Here is a 1,661-nt window from a genome sequence, read left to right as displayed (position 1 = left end):
CCTGAATAATTCATAGTTTTACTAATAGTCTTTCCTAACATTGATTTAATAGTCTTTAAAGTAATCTGCTTCATCACCCATTAGGTGATGAAAAAAGACCCCCTTTCTGATATGGTTAATTCACCACAAACTACCATAGAAAGGGGTTCTCTCAGTGGTTACTTTACAAGAAAATGCCGTAAAATTCAACAATAATTTAATCGTTTCTCATGATGGTGGTCGTTTATCAAGTGATTCTGGTTTAGTCCTAATCGATGAATTAATGGATGCTTTCCAATTTACTCAGCTCTCTGAAGATATTGTTACATTTAACGACAGTCGTAAATATTGGACACACACGAATCATAAGATTCTAAAACAGTTAATTCTGCAAATTATAGGTGGTTATAATACTGATTCTGCTGCAAATATTTTACAGCATGATCCGGTATTACAGACGTTCTCAACCGATAAGCCGTTGGCTTCTCAATCATCAATCTCTCGGCTTTATGATCGTGTAGTAGGCGAAACAATTGACTCACTTCAAGTATTCAATCAAGCGTTAATTGACAAAGCTCGTCTCCTTCGTAACGATACAAACATGATCATCGATTTAGATTCTACCCATTCAGATACATTCGGCAATCAAGAACAGACAGCTTACAACGCCCACTATGGAACAAATGGCTATCACCCATTAGTGGCGTTTGATGGGATAACCGGTGATTTTTTAAAAGCTAAACTTCGTTCAGGTAACCAATATACTTCTAAAGGGGTTAAAGAATTTCTTAAACCGTTATTGGAGCATTATAACCAAGCGATTCCAACCACCGATATTCTCGTTCGGGGAGATAGTGGATTCGCGACACCGGATATTTATGATTTATGTGAATTATACGAAAATCATTATGTTATTCGGCTAAAGGCCAATAGAAATTTGTATCGCTTAGCTGAAGAATTTGTGTTCTATGATACTGATCATCCATGGGATGAAAAAGAAGTATATTATCACTCGGTTTCATACCAAGCAGCCTCTTGGACGAAGTCCCGACGTGTCTGTGTCCGTTCGACTCGAGAAGTAGGTGAACTCCTTTTTAACCATTCCTTTATTGTCACGAATTTCTCAGAGAACATCTCGGCTAAAAGAGTATTTGAAACCTACAATAAACGCGGTACCATGGAAAACTATATTAAAGAAGCCAAAAATAGCTTCTTTTTCGATAAAACAGATAGCCCAGAATTCCTTGAAAACGAGGCACGCATGATGATTAGTCTGTTGGCATACAATGTGGTTAATTTCTTACGTACCATATGTTTTGAACCAAAATCAAAAGGACTCCAAGTGAATACGATACGTCTTCGTCTATTTAAAGTGGCTGGAAAGCTCGTCACTACAGCAAGACGAATCTATTTAAAACTATCGAGTTCCCATGTTTATCAGCGAGAGTTTTATGCAGTATTCAGGCAAATCCAAAGGATTCGGCAGTACATTTAAAGAACCTGTTTTTTAAAACCTTTTAAATGGCCTAGGGAGAAGTGCGCCCAAAATTCGTGAGATGAGACTAAAAAGTTTTTCTTTAGCTTAGAAAATCGATTAAAATATTTTAATTTCGATAAAGTGATCCAAAATTGAAAAATAACGACTAGAATAACTCAATATTTAAAAGTATGAATTATTCAGG

General features: G+C 36.2%; 1 protein-coding gene. It reads left to right on the top strand.

The window, feature by feature from the left end; all coding sequences use genetic code 11:
* The first annotated feature begins 154 nt into the window (after positions 1-154).
* Positions 155-1,474, top strand: a complete 1,320-nt coding sequence (locus ACEN33_RS12235; protein WP_138405605.1) for an IS1380 family transposase — start codon at positions 155-157, stop codon at positions 1,472-1,474.
* Positions 1,475-1,661: the final 187 nt, after the last annotated feature.

The organism is Ruoffia sp. FAM 24228 (genome assembly GCF_045528575.1).
In the GTDB taxonomy this organism is placed as follows: domain Bacteria; phylum Bacillota; class Bacilli; order Lactobacillales; family Aerococcaceae; genus Ruoffia; species Ruoffia halotolerans.
This window is presented reverse-complemented; position numbering and strand designations above follow the sequence as displayed.